Annotated in this window: 13 protein-coding genes and 2 pseudogenes; 14 read left to right on the forward strand and 1 reads right to left on the reverse strand. The window is 73.4% G+C overall.

Annotated features, from left to right (window positions below; genetic code table 11):
- The first annotated feature begins 13 nt into the window (after positions 1-13).
- Positions 14-490, forward strand: coding sequence for a hypothetical protein (locus tag ACQ95T_RS09435; RefSeq protein WP_425942669.1), 477 nt, complete (start codon positions 14-16; stop codon positions 488-490).
- 15 nt (positions 491-505) lie between these two features.
- Here the strand turns inward: ACQ95T_RS09435 and ACQ95T_RS09440 are convergent, their stop codons facing one another.
- Positions 506-964: a nitroreductase family deazaflavin-dependent oxidoreductase gene (locus ACQ95T_RS09440; protein ID WP_425942668.1), complete on the reverse strand. Its 459-nt coding sequence runs from the start codon at positions 962-964 to the stop codon at positions 506-508.
- Positions 965-1053: 89 nt separating this feature from the next.
- Between ACQ95T_RS09440 and ACQ95T_RS09445 the strand changes: the two genes are divergently transcribed.
- The 13 genes and pseudogenes from ACQ95T_RS09445 (at position 1054) to ACQ95T_RS09505 (ending at position 13989) form a co-directional block, all read left to right on the forward strand.
- Positions 1054-1623 (forward strand): HIT family protein, encoded by a 570-nt coding sequence (locus ACQ95T_RS09445; RefSeq protein ID WP_425942667.1) that lies wholly within the window; start codon positions 1054-1056, stop codon positions 1621-1623.
- Positions 1623-2230: pseudogene (gene pgsA / locus ACQ95T_RS09450) on the forward strand (phosphatidylinositol phosphate synthase). The gene ACQ95T_RS09445 and the pseudogene pgsA overlap by 1 nt, the downstream one beginning before the upstream one ends.
- A 104-nt stretch (positions 2231-2334) precedes the next feature.
- On the forward strand, positions 2335-3234 hold the full coding sequence (pdxS, locus tag ACQ95T_RS09455; protein ID WP_425942665.1) for a pyridoxal 5'-phosphate synthase lyase subunit PdxS: 900 nt from the start codon (positions 2335-2337) through the stop codon (positions 3232-3234).
- Positions 3231-3866 carry a pyridoxal 5'-phosphate synthase glutaminase subunit PdxT gene (gene pdxT / locus ACQ95T_RS09460; RefSeq protein ID WP_425942664.1) on the forward strand — a complete coding sequence of 212 codons (636 nt, stop codon included), beginning with the start codon at positions 3231-3233 and terminating at the stop codon, positions 3864-3866. Before pdxS ends, pdxT begins: the two co-directional genes overlap by 4 nt.
- A gap of 123 nt (positions 3867-3989) precedes the next feature.
- Positions 3990-4757 (forward strand): YebC/PmpR family DNA-binding transcriptional regulator, encoded by a 768-nt coding sequence (locus ACQ95T_RS09465; protein WP_425942663.1) that lies wholly within the window; start codon positions 3990-3992, stop codon positions 4755-4757.
- A 165-nt stretch (positions 4758-4922) separates the two neighbouring features.
- Positions 4923-5573: a crossover junction endodeoxyribonuclease RuvC gene (gene ruvC, locus ACQ95T_RS09470; protein WP_425942662.1), complete on the forward strand. Its 651-nt coding sequence runs from the start codon at positions 4923-4925 to the stop codon at positions 5571-5573.
- Positions 5574-6185, forward strand: a complete 612-nt coding sequence (gene ruvA, locus ACQ95T_RS09475; protein ID WP_425942661.1) for a Holliday junction branch migration protein RuvA — start codon at positions 5574-5576, stop codon at positions 6183-6185.
- Entirely contained in the window at positions 6182-7342 is a 1161-nt protein-coding gene (gene ruvB / locus ACQ95T_RS09480) for a Holliday junction branch migration DNA helicase RuvB (protein ID WP_425942660.1), read from the forward strand. Before ruvA ends, ruvB begins: the two co-directional genes overlap by 4 nt.
- A gap of 139 nt (positions 7343-7481) precedes the next feature.
- Positions 7482-7832 carry a preprotein translocase subunit YajC gene (yajC, locus tag ACQ95T_RS09485; RefSeq protein WP_425942659.1) on the forward strand — a complete coding sequence of 117 codons (351 nt, stop codon included), beginning with the start codon at positions 7482-7484 and terminating at the stop codon, positions 7830-7832.
- A 360-nt stretch (positions 7833-8192) separates the two neighbouring features.
- The gene (gene secD / locus ACQ95T_RS09490; protein ID WP_431473792.1) at positions 8193-9818 is read left to right on the forward strand and encodes a protein translocase subunit SecD; all 1626 of its coding nucleotides are present in this window, start codon (positions 8193-8195) and stop codon (positions 9816-9818) included.
- Positions 9818-11008, forward strand: coding sequence for a protein translocase subunit SecF (gene secF, locus ACQ95T_RS09495; RefSeq protein ID WP_425942657.1), 1191 nt, complete (start codon positions 9818-9820; stop codon positions 11006-11008). The genes secD and secF overlap by 1 nt, the downstream gene beginning before the upstream one ends.
- A 23-nt stretch (positions 11009-11031) precedes the next feature.
- Positions 11032-11604, forward strand: coding sequence for an adenine phosphoribosyltransferase (locus ACQ95T_RS09500; RefSeq protein ID WP_425942656.1), 573 nt, complete (start codon positions 11032-11034; stop codon positions 11602-11604).
- A gap of 61 nt (positions 11605-11665) precedes the next feature.
- Positions 11666-13989 (forward strand): annotated as a pseudogene (locus ACQ95T_RS09505) (RelA/SpoT family protein).
- Positions 13990-14414: the final 425 nt, after the last annotated feature.

The raw sequence follows: 14414 nt of genomic DNA on the forward strand, positions 1-14414 counted from the left end.
GGGGGAGCGGGGTATGCCGTCGCTCGGCCAGGAGGCCGCGCGCGTGCGGGTGCGCCCCGTCCCCGACGACGAGGCGCTCCTCCTCGGCGCGCTCCACCTGCAGTCCCTGCGCCGCGACGGCGTCGAGCCGGACCCGGGACCGCCCAGCCACGTGCAGGCCTTCGCCGCGGCCTGGCGCTCCCGGTCCGCGGACCTGCCGGCCTGGGTGGCCGAGTGCGACGGGCAGCACGTCGGGCTCGTGCTGTGCCGGGTGCCGCCGCTGCCCCTGCTGGGTCCGGGCGTGCCCGAGGTGGTGGCGCTGACCTGCCTGGGCGGTTCCGAGGAGGCGGTCGCGCTCGCTCTGGTCCGCACGGTCGTCACCTGGTTCGGCCGGCAGGGGCACCTCTCGGTCGACGTGGCCGACGACGTCCGGCTGCCGGCCGCCGTGCTGGACGCCGCGCGCGCCGACGTCCTGCCCCGTCGCCGGGTCAGCCTGCCGACCAGGCCCTGAGCCGCAGGGGGGTCCTCAGCGGCGCTCGAGGACGAAGACCGGGATGGTCCGGTCGGTCCTGACCTGGTAGTCGGCGTAGGAGGGGAAGGCCGCCACGGCCCGCTCCCACCAGGCATCGCGCTCGGGCCCCTCCTCCAGAAGCCGGGCCGAACGCACGTGCTGCTCGGTGCCGTCGTGCACGAGCACGTCGGCGTGCGCCCGCAGGTTGTGGAACCACTGGGGGTGCTCGGGGGCACCACCCTTGCTCGCCACCGCCAGGTAGTCGCCGTCGTGCTCGACCCGCATCAGCGGCACCCGGCGCAGCATCCCGCTGCGCGCCCCCCGCATGGTCACCACGACCACCGGCCGCCCCTGCACCTGGACGGACCGGGTGTCACCCGACTCGTCGATCTCGGCGAGCTGGCGCGCGACCCACGTGCTGCGCTCGGGGAGGTAGGCGGCGGCCTCGGGTCCGGACTGCTGGGGGAACGGCATACCCGCACAACACCGCCCGACCCCGACGTCTTCCCCGGTCCGGGCCGGTCGTCCCCGGTCGCGGCCGGGCGGCGACGTAGGATCGGGCCATGACCGACGGACCCGCGACGGTGAGCGACGCCGAGGGACTGCCCGGCACCGCCGACGGCTTCGAGCGACTCTGGACGCCCCACCGGATGGCCTACGTCAAGGGCGAGCGACCCAGCGCGGACGCGGGGAAGGGGTGCCCCTTCTGCGCGGCGCCCGGCAAGGACGACGAGACCGGCCTGATCGTCCACCGGGGCCGCACGTGCTTCGTGGTGCTCAACCTCTTCCCCTACAACCCCGGCCACCTGCTCGTGTGCCCCTACCGGCACGTGCCGCTCTACGTCGACCTCACCGACGAGGAGACGGCCGAGTTCACGGCGCTGACCAAGCAGGCCATCCGCGCGGTCGAGGCGGCCAGCGGGCCGGCCGGCTACAACCTGGGGATCAACCAGGGCGACGTCGCCGGGGCGGGCGTGGCGGCGCACCTGCACCAGCACCTCGTCCCGCGGTGGCTGGGGGACGCCAACTTCCTGCCGATCGTCGCGCGGACCAAGGCCCTGCCGCAGCTTCTGGAGGACGTGCGCCGCCAGCTCGTCGACGCCTGGCCGACGGGCGAGGGCGAGCAGCGCTGATGCTCAACCGCTACGCACGCGGGACGTTCACCAGGGTGTTCGGTCCGCTGGCCCGGCTGCTGCTGCGCCTGGGCGTCCACCCGGACCTCGTCACCGTCGTCGGCACGCTGGGCGTGGTCGTGGGCGCGCTGTGGTTCTACCCCCGTGGTGAGCTGTGGTGGGGGACGCTGTTCATCACCGCCTTCGTCTTCGCCGACCTGGTCGACGGCACGATGGCGCGGATCTCCGGCCGGGCCAGCCCCTGGGGCGCCTACCTGGACTCCACCCTCGACCGCCTCGGCGACGCCGCCGTCTTCGGCGGACTGGTGCTGTGGTTCCTCGGCCCGGGGGAGCGCCCGTTGGACGGGTACCTCGCCCTGGCCTGCCTCGTGCTGGGCTTCTCGTCTCCTACGCCAAGGCGAGGGCGGAGTCCCTCGGCTGGCGCTGCGAGGGCGGGATCGCCGAGCGGGCCGACCGGCTCGTCGCCGTGCTCGTGGCCACCGGGTTCACCGGCCTGTTCCTGCCCGCCTGGGTGCTCACCGTCGTCCTGGCGCTGCTGGCCCTCGCCTCGCTGACGACCGTGGTCCAGCGGATGGGGATGGTGCGCCGCCAGGCGCTGGCCGCCTGAACCGGGCACCCGGGCCGGACTCGTAGACTGGAGCGCCGCACCCGCGTGCACCCACCCCTGTCCCGCGACCCCGGCACGGTCGCCCGCGCTCCCGAGAGGCACCGATGAGCGAGCCCACCACCCACACCACCGGCACGACCCGCGTCAAGCGGGGGATGGCCGACATGCTCAAGGGCGGCGTCATCATGGACGTCGTCACCGCCGAGCAGGCCAAGATCGCCGAGGACGCCGGCGCCGTGGCCGTCATGGCCCTCGAGCGCGTCCCGGCCGACATCCGCGCCCAGGGCGGGGTGTCCCGGATGAGCGACCCCGACATGATCGACAGCATCATCGAGGCCGTCTCCGTACCGGTCATGGCCAAGGCCCGGATCGGGCACTTCGTCGAGGCCCGGGTGCTGCAGAGCCTGGGGGTGGACTACGTCGACGAGTCCGAGGTGCTCACCCCGGCCGACTACGCCAACCACATCGACAAGTGGGCCTTCACCGTGCCCTTCGTCTGCGGGGCCACCAACCTCGGCGAGGCGCTGCGCCGCATCACCGAGGGTGCGGCGATGATCCGCTCCAAGGGCGAGGCCGGCACCGGAGACGTGTCCAACGCGACCACCCACATGCGGGCCATCCGTGGGGAGATCAACCGCCTCACGGCGATGGCGCCCGACGAGCTCTACGTGGCCGCCAAGGAGCTGCAGGCTCCGTACGACCTCGTCAAGGAGGTCGCCGAGACCGGCAAGCTCCCGGTCGTGCTGTTCACCGCCGGCGGCATCGCCACCCCGGCGGACGCCGCGATGATGATGCAGCTGGGCGCCGAGGGCGTCTTCGTCGGCTCGGGCATCTTCAAGTCCGGGAACCCCGCCCAGCGTGCCGCCGCCATCGTCAAGGCGACCACCTTCCACGACGACCCGGACACGATCGCCGAGGTCTCCCGCGGGCTCGGCGAGGCGATGGTCGGGATCAACGTCGACGACATCCCGGCACCGCACCGCCTCGCCGAGCGCGGGTGGTGACGGAGGCCCACCCGAGCGGGCCGGCCACCGACGCGCCGCTCGTCGGCGTCCTGGCGGTCCAGGGCGACGTGCGCGAGCACGTCCGGGCCCTGGAGCTGGCCGGTGCCCGGGTCCGCACGGTCCGCCGCCCGGCCGAGCTCGAGGGCCTGGACGGTCTGGTCGTGCCCGGCGGCGAGTCCACGACGATCGACCGGCTCTGCCGGATCTTCGGCCTGCACGAGCCGGTGCGCCGGCTGGTCGCCGACGGGCTGCCGGTCTACGGGTCCTGCGCCGGGATGATCCAGCTGGCCGAGGAGATCCTCGACGGCCACGCCGAGCAGCAGTCCTTCGGCGGGATCGACATGACCGTGCGCCGCAACGCCTTCGGGCGGCAGGTGGACTCCTTCGAGTCCGACCTGCACGTCGAGGGGCTCGAGGACGCCGACCGACCCTTCCGTGCGGTGTTCATCCGCGCCCCGTGGGTCGAGCGCCTGGGCGCGGACGTGCAGGTCCTGGCCCGGGCCGACGGGCACCCGGTCGCGGTCCGCCAGGGCGCCCTGCTGGCGACCTCCTTCCACCCCGAGGTCACCGACGACCACCGGGTCCACGCGCTGTTCGTCCGCATGGTCGAGCAGGCCCGGGCGGCGACCTGACCGGCCGGGCGCGGATATGCCGTTCCCGCCGGGCGTGGTCCGGCGGTTGGGTCGCGGCGGTGGTCGGCCGGTAGCATCGGTCCCCGGTTTCCACGGCCGTTTGCAGGCACGAGAGGACGAGGCATGTCGGGACACTCCAAGTGGGCGACCACGAAGCACAAGAAGGCCGCGATCGACGCCAAGCGCGGCAAGCTCTTCGCCAAGCTGATCAAGAACATCGAGGTGGCGGCCCGCACCGGCGGTGGTGACCCCGCGGGCAACCCGACCCTCTTCGACGCCATCCAGAAGGCGAAGAAGACCTCGGTCCCCAACGACAACATCGACCGCGCGGTCAAGCGCGGGTCGGGCGCGGAGGCCGGTGGCGCCAGCTACGAGGCGCTGACCTACGAGGGCTACGCCCCGGGCGGCGTCGCGCTCTACATCGAGTGCCTCACGGACAACAAGAACCGCGCCGTCATGGAGGTGCGGACCGCGCTGTCGCGCAACGGCGGGTCGATGGCCGACAGCGGCTCGGTGGCCTACCTGTTCAACCGCAAGGGCCAGGTCGTCGTGCCCCGCACCCAGGAGACGGGCGAGGTGACCGAGGACGCCCTCCTGGAGACCGTGCTGGAGGCGGGGGCCGAGGAGGTCAACGACCTCGACGACGCCTTCGAGATCATCAGCGAGGCGACCGACGTCGTCGCGGTGCGCACCGCCCTGCAGGAGGCCGGCCTGGACTACGACTCCGCCGAGGTGACCTTCGTGCCCAGCATGGAGGTGCCGCTGGACGCCGACGGCGCCCGCAAGGTCATGCGCGTCGTCGACGCGCTCGAGGACTGCGACGACGTCCAGAACGTGTACTCCAACGCCGACATCTCCGACGAGGTCCTGGCCGAGCTCGACGAGGACTGATCCGCCGGACGCCCTGGAGGGCGGGGCCCCGGAGCGACGGGACCGGGTGGAGCGTGTCGCACCGGGGCCGGAGGGCCCGCGGTGGGTAGCGTGGGGTGCGAACACCTGTCCACACCGGTGGCCACCCGCGTCCGCGGGCCGGTCCGCAGCCCGAGGAGGTCGACCGTGCGCGTGCTCGGCGTCGACCCCGGCCTGACCCGCTGCGGCCTGGGCGTGGTCGAGGGCCTGCCGGGCCGGCGGCTGCAGATGGTGGCCGTCGGCGTGGTGCGCACCCCCGTCTCCGACGAGCCGCAGGACCGGCTGCTGTCGGTGCAGACGGAGATCGACCAGTGGCTGGCGGACTGGCGGCCCGACGCGATCGCCGTCGAGCGGGTCTTCGCCCGGGCCAACATCAGGGGCATCATGGGCACCGCCCAGGCCTCGGCCATCCCGATGCTGGCGGCCGCCCGGCTCGGTCTCCAGCTGGGCATGCACACCCCCTCCGAGGTCAAGGCCGCGGTCACCGGCAACGGCCGCGCCGACAAGGCCCAGGTGACCCACATGGTGACCAGGATCCTGCAGCTCGCCGACCCGCCCCGGCCGGCCGACGCGGCCGACGCCCTCGCGCTGGCGATCTGCCACGTGTGGCGCGCCGGGACCGACGGGAGGCTGGGCGTGGTCACCAGCACGACCAACCGCATCCACGAGGCCGAGCGGCAGGCCCAGGCGGGGGCCCCCAACCGGCTCGCGCAGCTCCACACCCAGCACCGCGCCGCAGCCCGGGCCGCGACGGCCCGCGCGTCGGCGCGCCCCGCCCCCAGCAGGAGGAACGTCTAAGTGATCGCGTCCGTCCGCGGCCCCGTGCGCCACGTCGGCCTCGACCGCGCCGTCGTCGAGGTGGGGGGCGTGGGTCTGCTCGTGCACACCACGCCCGCCACCGTGGCCGAGCTCCGAGCCGGCCAGGAGGTCACCCTCGAGACCACGCTGGTGGTGCGCGAGGAGTCGCTGACCCTCTACGGCTTCGCCGACCCCGACGCCCGGTCCCTCTTCGAGCAGGTGCAGACCGTCTCGGGGGTGGGTCCGCGGCTGGCGCTGGCGATGCTCTCCGTCCTCGCGCCGGACGACGTGCGCCGCGCGCTGGCCCAGGGGGACCTGGCCACGCTGACCAAGGTGCCCGGCATCGGCCGCAAGTCGGCCGAGCGGCTCGTGCTGGAGCTCAAGGACAAGGTCGCGGCGGTCGGGGGAGGGACCGGGGCCGGCGGCACGGTCTCCCGGCCCGCCGGGACGCCGGAGGAGGCGGTCGCCTCCCAGGTCCGGGAGGCGCTGGAGGGGCTAGGGTGGTCGACGCGCCAGGCGACCGACGCCGTCGCGTCCGTCACCGGTGGTGAGTCGGCGCCGACCGAGGTCTCCGCGGTGCTGCGCGCCGCCCTGCGCGAGCTGGGCCGATGAGCGCTCCGTCCGGGGACGACGGGCGGGTGGTCGACCCCGCGGGCACCGAGGAGGAGCGGCGCATCGAGGCCGCGCTGCGGCCGCGTCGACTCGCGGAGTTCCCCGGCCAGCGCCGGGTGCGCGACCAGCTGGGCCTGGTGCTGGAGGCCGCCCGGCGACGCGGGAGCCCTCCGGACCACGTCCTGCTCTCCGGTCCGCCCGGCCTGGGCAAGACGACCCTGGCGATGATCATCGCCGGCGAGCTGGAGCAGCCCATCCGGATCACCAGCGGGCCGGCGATCCAGCACGCGGGGGACCTCGCCGCGGTCCTGTCCTCGCTCGTGGAGGGTGAGGTCCTCTTCCTCGACGAGATCCACCGGATGTCCCGCCCGGCGGAGGAGATGCTCTACCTGGCCATGGAGGACTTCCGGGTCGACGTCATCGTCGGCAAGGGCCCCGGGGCCACCGCCATCCCGCTGGAGCTGCCGCCCTTCACCGTCGTCGGGGCGACCACGAGGGCCGGGCTCCTGCCGGCCCCGCTGCGCGACCGCTTCGGCTTCACCGGCCACCTGGACTTCTACGACACCGCCGACCTGGTGACGATCCTGACCCGCAACGCCGAGCTGCTGGGGATCGAGGCCGACGAGGAGGGGATCACCCAGATCGCCTCCCGGTCGCGGGGGACGCCCCGCATCGCGAACCGGCTGCTGCGCCGGGTGCGCGACTGGGCCCAGGTGCACGGCCGTCACGTCGTCGACGAGCCGGCGGCCCAGGCGGCCCTGGAGCTCTTCGACGTCGACGTCCTCGGGCTGGACCGGCTCGACCGGGCGGTCCTGGAGGCCCTGTGCACGCGGTTCGGCGGTGGGCCGGTCGGCCTGTCCACGCTGGCCGTCGCGGTGGGGGAGGAGCCCGACACCGTGGAGACGGTCGCCGAGCCCTACCTGGTCCGGGAGGGGTTCATGGTCCGCACCCCGCGGGGGCGGGCCGCCAGCCCGGCCGCGTGGGAGCACCTCGGCCTCACCGCCCCGTCCCAGGCCGCGGCCGGTGCGCACGCCTCAGGAGGTGTCCGGCTCGGGGGCGGGCCCCCTCCCGGAGGACAGGTCCCGCTGCCCTGGGACCTGGACGGCGTCGAGGACCGCGCGGAGGGCGGGGACGACGGCGACAGCCGCACGGCCTGACCGGCGCGCCGCCGGACACGGGGCCCGTGTCTTTGGCGGGTCCGCCGCGCTCACCTAGACTGCCCCGGGTGCCCGATCCCCGGCCGACGACGGCCGCTGCCCGGACGGCACCGCACGCTCACCACCCGAAGGGTCGACCATGACGCCACTGGCCACCGCCGCCGCAGCACCTGCTGCGGGCGGGGGACTCACCACGCTGCTGCTGCTCGGGATCCCGTTCCTCGTGCTGCTGTACCTGATGATCTCCCAGCGCCGCCGGGCCCGCACCGTCGCCGAGGCCCAGGCGTCGCTGCAGGTGGGTGACGAGGTGATGGCCGCGGCCGGGATCTTCGGCACGGTCGCCGGGGTCGAGGACGACGTGGTCCTGCTGCAGGTGGCCGAGGGTGTGGTGCTGCGCGTGGCCCGGCGCGCGATCGTCCCGCCGGGCACCGACGCCAGCGGCCGCGTGGCCCGCACCCGCCGCGACGAGCGGCCGGGGGAGACCGCCTGATGTCGATGTCGGCACGCGGCTCGCGCCGCGAGGAGGACCTGCCCGGCTCCGGTTCCACCACCACCCGCACGCAGAGCCGGGGCGGCGCCTCGCGCCGACGCGGGCCCCAGGGCGCCCGCAAGGCCCGCATGCGGGGGCCGCTGCGAACCCTGACCACGCTGCTCGTGCTCACCGTCATGCTCTTCGCCGGGATCGGCGCCGCCCACCTGTGGGGCACCCCGAAGGCGCCCCTCGCCCCGCAGCTGGGGCTGGACCTGGCCGGCGGTCGCCAGGTGGTCCTCGCGCCCCTCACCGAGGGCGGCGCCTCGATCGATCGACGCCGACCAGCTCGAGCAGGCCATCGACATCATCCGCCGCCGGGTGGACGCCACCGGTACCTCCGAGGCGGAGGTCACCCGGCTGGGTCAGAACATCTCGGTCGCCATCCCCGGCGACCCCTCGCCGGACCAGCTGGAGGCCCTGAGCCGGTCCTCGCAGATGGCCTTCCGCCCGGTGCTCGTCGCCGAGCCCGTCTTCGCCCCGGGCGAGGAGCCGCAGATCCCCCGTGAGCTCCCGCTGCCGGACGACCAGCTCTCCGAGCAGGTCGAGCAGCTCCAGCCGCCCGCGGCGCCGGAGGAGGCCGACGAACCGGCCGGCGACGAGGCGACCAGCACCGACGAGAACCGCGGCGGTACGGCGCTGCCTGCCTCGTCCACCGAGGAGGCTCCGGCCACCGAGGCGCCGGCCACCGACGACGCGGGTGCCACCGAGGAGCCGCTCACCGAGGAGCCCGCCACCGAGGCACCCCCGGTGACCAACCCCTCCGACCTGGCACAGGTCACGCCCGAGATCCAGCAGACCTTCGCCGAGACCACCTGCGAGGACCCCGACCTGGCCGACCGAGCGGCCGTCAGCCCGGCCGCGCAGCCGCTCGTCGTCTGCAACACCGAGGGCACCGAGAAGTACGTCCTCGGCCCGGTCGAGCTCTCCGGCGGCAACCTCACCGACGCCACGGCCGGCCCCGAGCAGGCCCAGGGCGGGGCGGTGACCGGCCGGTGGGAGGTCGTGCTGACCTTCGACGACGAGGGTGGCGACGCCTTCGCCGACGTCACCACGCGGCTCATGGGCTATCCCCAGGACTCCGCGCAGAACAGGTTCGCCATGGTGCTGGACGGCGAGGTCATCTCCGCCCCGACCGTCAACAGCGTCATCAGCGCCGGCATCGCGACCATCACGGGCGACTTCACCGTCGAGGAGGCCGAGACCCTGGCCAACCAGCTGCGCTTCGGCGCCCTGCCGGTCTCCTTCGACGTGCAGACCTCCGAGCAGATCAGCCCCACCCTCGGTGGGGAGCAGCTGCGCTGGGGCCTGATCGCCGGTGCCGTCGGCCTGGGCCTGGTCTTCCTCTTCATGCTCGTGCAGTACCACGCCCTGGGCCTGGTGGCGATCGGCTCGCTGATCCTCGCGGCGATCATCGCCTACGGCGCGGTCACGCTGCTGGGGTGGGCGATCAACTTCCGCCTGACGATGGCCGGCGTCACCGGTCTCATCGTGGCCATCGGCGTCACGGCGGACAGCTTCATCGTCTACTTCGAGCGCGTCCGGGACGAGGTCCGCTCCGGGCGCCCCCTCCGCTACGCCGTCGACACCGGATGGGAGCGTGCCCGCCGCACGATCATCATCTCCGACCTGGTCAACCTCATCGCCGCCGGCGTCCTGTACTACCTGTCCGAGTCCGGGGTGAAGGCGTTCGCGTTCACCCTCGGCCTGACCACCCTCATCGACCTCCTCGTCGTGATGATGTTCACCCACCCGGTGGTGAGCGTCCTGGCCAACACCAAGTTCTTCGGCGAGGGCCGCCGCTGGTCGGGCATGGAGCCCGAGCGTCTCGGCGCCAAGCGCTCCGCCTACCTGGGTCGCGGCCAGTTCCGCGAGCCCGAGCCCGAGGTGCTCGCACCCGGACGGCGGCGCCATACCCGTGAAGAGCTGGAAGGGGGGGTGGTCTGATGTCGCGCTTCAGCCAGTTCGGCAACGACCTCTACTCGGGCAAGCGGTCCTTCGACATCGTCGGCCGCCGCACCCTGTTCTACGTCGTCTCGCTCGTGCTGCTGGGCCTGTCGCTGTTCGGGCTGCTGGGCAAGGGCCTGAACTTCGGCATCGAGTTCCGCGGCGGCACCGAGCTGCGCGTGAGCCAGGTGCAGGAGATGACCGACTACGAGAGCCGGGCCCAGGAGGTCGTGCAGGCGCCGGTCGACGGGGGCACCACCGCCGTCACCCGCATCGGCGACGACACGGTCCGCGTCCAGACCGGCGAGATGACCTCGCCGGAGGCCGAGGCCCTGCGCGCCGAGCTGGCCGAGGAGTTCGAGGTGCCGGTGTCCGCCGTCACCAGCTCGCTGGTCGGACCGTCCTGGGGCGAGAGCGTGACCACCCGGGCGCTCATCGCCCTGGGCGTCTTCCTCCTGCTGGTGACCGTGGTCCTCACGCTCTACTTCCACACCTGGAAGATGGCCGCGGCCGCCCTGGTGGCCCTGCTGCACGACGTGGTCTTCACCGTCGGCGTCTACGCCCTCCTGGGCATCGAGGTCTCGCCGGCCTCGGTCATCGGGTTCCTGACCATCCTGGGCTACTCGATCTACGACACGATCGTGGTCTTCGACAAGGTCAAGGAGAACACCGACCACGCGATGGACACGCGTCGGTCGACCTACGCGGAGGCCGCCAACACGGCGGTGAACCAGACGTTCGTCCGCTCGATCAACACCTCGGTGGTGGCGCTCCTGCCCGTGGCCGTCATCCTGCTCGTCGGGGTGACCATCATCGGCCCCGGCACCCTCGTCGACCTGGCCTGGGCGTTGTTCATCGGCATCGCGGTCGGGACCTACTCCTCGGTCTTCGTCGCCACCCCGCTGCTGGTCCACCTGCGCCAGGGCGAGCTGGACATCCGCAAGCACGACGCGGGTGTGCGCAAGCGGCGCCAGCGGGCCGAGAGCCGTTCGGGCCGCGGTGAGGCCACCGCGGAGGCGATGGCGACGACGCCGACCGTCGACGGGCCCAGCGACCCCGAGCCGGCAGCGGTCGGCGCGGCCGCCCCACCCGCGGAGGAGGGCACGCGGGCGACGACCGCGGGCCGTCAGCTGCACCCCTACGCCCAGCGCGGACCGCGCAACCAGCCCCGGCGCAAGCGCCGCGGCTGACCACCCTCGTCCCAGGAGCAGACATGAGCACCCTCGAGCGCGCCGACGACGGCGCCGACGGACGCAGCAGCGACCCCGGACTGGCGTCGGACGTGCTGGCGGGGCTGCGGGACATCCCCGACTTCCCCGTCAACGGGGTGGTGTTCAAGGACTTCACGCCCGTCCTCCTCGACCACCCGCTGCGGTCGCGGATCATCGCCGACGTCGTCGAGCGTCGACGCGGCCAGGTCGACGTGGTCGCCGGGATCGAGGCGCGGGGATTCATCCTGGGGGCCGTCATCGCGCACGAGCTGGGGGTCGGCTTCGTCCCGGTGCGCAAGGAGGGCAAGCTGCCCTCGGCCGTGCACGCGCAGTCCTACTCGCTCGAGTACGGCACCGCGACCCTGGAGATCCACCAGGACGCGGTGTCCCACGGGGAGCGGGTACTGGTCGTCGACGACGTGCTCGCCACCGGGGGCACCCTGGCCGCCACCTGCGAGCTGGTCGAGCGCTGCGGGGCCAGCGTCGCGGCGATCGAGCTGGTCCTGGAGATCGGCCCGCTGCAGGGCCGCGAGAAGCTGACCCGCTACGACGTCCGCTCGACCGTCACCATCTGAGCGCTGCAGGCCACCCGGCGGGCCGCGGTCCGTCCCCCGGCACGGCAACTATGATCTGGACATGACCGACGGCGCCGCCCCGCCCCACCCGCCCGCCAGGGCCGGGGGAGGCCTGCGCCCGCGCTGGGCCCGCCTGGGAGGGGTGCGCACCGCCAGCGCCAACCCGGCCGTCGAGCCGCTGCTGCGCTCGGTCCGGGCGACCCACCCCAAGGCGGACCTCTCGCTCATCCAGCGGGCCTACGCGGTGGCCGAGGAGGCCCACCGCGGGCAGCGGCGCAAGAGCGGCGACGCCTACATCACCCACCCCCTCGCGGTGGCCACGATCCTGGCCGAGCTGGGGATGACCCCCTCCACGATCGCCGCGGCGCTCCTGCACGACACGGTGGAGGACACGGCATACTCCCTGGACCAGCTGCGCACCGACTTCGGCGACGAGATCGCGATGATGGTCGACGGCGTCACCAAGCTGGACAAGGTCACCTACGGCGAGGCCGCGCAGTCCGAGACCGTGCGCAAGATGGTCGTGGCCATGGCAAGGACATCCGGGTGCTGGTCATCAAGCTGGCCGACCGGGTGCACAACGCGCGCACGTGGCGCTACGTGTCGCCGGAGTCGGCCGCCCGCAAGGCCGCCGAGACCCTGGAGATCTACGCCCCGCTGGCGCACCGGCTGGGGATGAACACGATCAAGTGGGAGCTGGAGGACCTGGCCTTCGCCCAGCTCTACCCCAAGGTCTACGACGAGATCGTGCGGATGGTGGCCGAGCGGGCACCGGCGCGCGAGGAGCTGCTCGCCACGATCCGGCAGGAGATCAACGAGGAGCTGCGGGCCAGCAAGATCCGGGCCACGATCACCGGGCGCCCCAAGCACTACTACTCGGTCTACCAGAAGATGATCGTGCGGGGGCACGACTTCGACAAGATCTACGACCTGCTCGGCGTGCGCGTGCTCGTGGACTCCATCCAGGACTGCTACGCGGTGCTCGGGGCGCTGCACAACCGGTGGAACCCGGTGCCGGGGCGGTTCAAGGACTACATCGCGATGCCCAAGTTCAACATGTACCAGTCGCTGCACACCACGGTCATCGGCCCCGAGGGCAAGCCGGTGGAGATCCAGATCCGCACCCACCAGATGCACCGCCGCGCGGAGTACGGCGTGGCCGCCCACTGGAAGTACAAGGAGCAGTCCCCGGACGGGACGCGCGCCGTCGCCGGCCAGGACGGTGCCCCCGGGGCCCTGGAGGGTATGCAGTGGCTGCGCCAGCTGCTGGAGTGGCAGCGGGAGACCTCCGACCCGGGGGAGTTCCTCGACTCCCTGCGCTTCGAGATCGGCGCGGCCGAGGTCTACGTCTTCACGCCTGGCGGCGACGTCATGGCGCTGCCGGCCGGGGCCACGCCCGTCGACTTCGCCTACGCCGTGCACACCGAGGTGGGCCACCGCTGCGTGGGCGGGCGGGTCAACGGCAAGCTGGTCCCGCTGGACTCCGAGCTGTCCAACGGCGACGTCGTCGAGATCATCACGAGCAAGGCCCAGGAGGCCGGGCCGAGCCGGGACTGGCTCAGCTTCGTCAAGAGCGCCCGGGCCCGCAACAAGATCCGGCAGTGGTTCACCCGCGAGCGGCGCGAGGAGATGGTCGAGTCCGGCCGCGACCAGATCGCCAAGGTGCTGCGCAAGCAGAACGCCCCGCTCCAGCGGCTGATGTCGCACGACACGCTGTCGGCCGTGGCCGGCGACCTGGGCTACAAGGACATCGAGGGCCTCTACGCCGCCGTGGGGGAGAAACACGTCTCGGCCCAGCACGTCGTCAAGCAGCTCACCGCCACGCTGGGCGGCGAGGACGGCACCGAGGAGGACCTGGCCGAGGCCACCCGACCGCGGCGGGGCCGGGTGGCGCACACCGACCCCGGGGTGACGGTCGTGGGCACCAACGACGTGTGGGTCAAGCTGGCCAAGTGCTGCACCCCCGTGCCCGGCGACCCGATCATGGGGTTCGTGACCCACGGCCGGGGGGTGTCGGTGCACCGGACCGACTGCACCAACGCCCAGCAGCTGCAGCAGCACCCCGAGCGGATCATCCCGGTGGCGTGGGCCCCGTCGGCCAGCAGCCTGTTCCTGGTCAACCTGCAGGTGGAGGCGCTGGACCGGTCCCGGCTGCTCTCCGACGTCACCCGGGTGCTCTCCGACCAGCACGTCAACATCCTCTCGGCGTCGGTGCAGACCGGCCGCGACCGGGTGGCGCTGAGCAAGTTCTCCTTCGAGATGGCCGACCCCTCCCACCTGGAGTCGGTCATCCGGGCCGTTCGCCGGGTGCCCGGGGTGCTGGACGCCTACCGGATCACCGGCACGACGAGCACCGACCCGCACCGGCGCGGCCGCTCGGCCTGACTCTCCTGGCTCTCCTGGCTGACCGGCAGAGAAGCCGGCCTCCGGGGCGTCGGCCCGAGCGGGGGCGCCGGCCGGTGGGCGCGGGCCGGTGGTGGCGCCGGCCGGTGGGCGCGGGCCGGTGGGCGCGGGCCGGTGGTGGCGACGAGGCTACGGCGTGTCGTGCACCGTGCGCCGCCGCTGCGGCGTGTCGGGGTCCCTGGCGCGGCTCTCGCAACACGCGACACGCCGCAACGATCGTCCGGGCCTCCGGGCCTCCGGGCCTCCGGGCCTCCGGGTCTCTGGGCCTCTGGGCCTCCGGGTTTCTGGGCCTCCGGGTCTCTGGGCCTCCGGGTCTCTGGGCGTCTGGGCGGCCGTGCCGTCGCTGGGTGTCTGGTATCTCTGGGCTTCGTTGGGAGTCGGTGGCTCCCCCGCGGCAAGGCTGCAGA

It is taken from the genome of Ornithinimicrobium carbonis (assembly GCF_050703245.1).
Taxonomy (GTDB): domain Bacteria; phylum Actinomycetota; class Actinomycetes; order Actinomycetales; family Dermatophilaceae; genus Ornithinicoccus.